1 protein-coding gene is annotated in these 563 nt (G+C 46.4%); it reads left to right on the forward strand.

Features of this window, described 5'->3' with window-relative positions:
- Window positions 1-225 precede the first annotated feature (225 nt).
- Entirely contained in the window at window positions 226-480 is a 255-nt protein-coding gene (locus tag WH277_RS02285) for a CopG family ribbon-helix-helix protein (protein ID WP_339504174.1), read from the forward strand.
- Window positions 481-563 lie beyond the last annotated feature (83 nt).

Raw genomic sequence — 563 nt, forward strand, 5'->3', positions numbered from 1 at the left:
CCCATAAGGCCAGCAGTTTCAATAGATTTTTACTACAACCATCCCATAAAGCTTATTAAAAAGTGGCTGTTTTTGTAGTGCTGTCCCAATTCGACCGCTTATCTAAAAAGTTTGATCTGCGTCATCCCAAAAAGGACGCAAAAAACCGTCCTTTTCTCAGGTGTCATCCCATTTGCGCAGTGCTAAACTACTTAATAACTCCTAATAGCTCTGAGGAAACCAATCATGGCTGCCATCACAAAACAGACAATCAGCGCAGAAGTCCCCCGCGCACTCGTTCGCAAAGTTTATGCGATCGCAGAAGAAGAAGATCGCTCAAAGAGCTACATCATCAGAGAGGCTCTGGACAGCTTCATACACAATCACGAACGCCGCCGCGAAGCCATCCTGAAAGGACTCGCAGACGTAGACGCAGGGAACACGTTTAGCATCGAAGAGATGACGAGCTTTGTTAGACAACTGAAAACAGCGGCAAGATAAGATGAATGTCTCATGGACTGCTAAAGCCAGAGGGGATCTGGCAAGGATTCATAGATTTGAGCTTAACAGTAGAGCCGGAGGCC

The organism is Erwinia sp. MYb416, from assembly GCF_037479575.1.
GTDB classification, from domain to species: Bacteria; Pseudomonadota; Gammaproteobacteria; order Enterobacterales; family Enterobacteriaceae; genus Erwinia; species Erwinia rhapontici.

Bases quoted from the DNA above. Each gene is read 5' to 3' on its own strand.
- WH277_RS02285 (WP_339504174.1), top strand. From the start codon at position 226: ATGGCTGCCATCACAAAACAGACAATCAGCGCAGAAGTCCCCCGCGCA.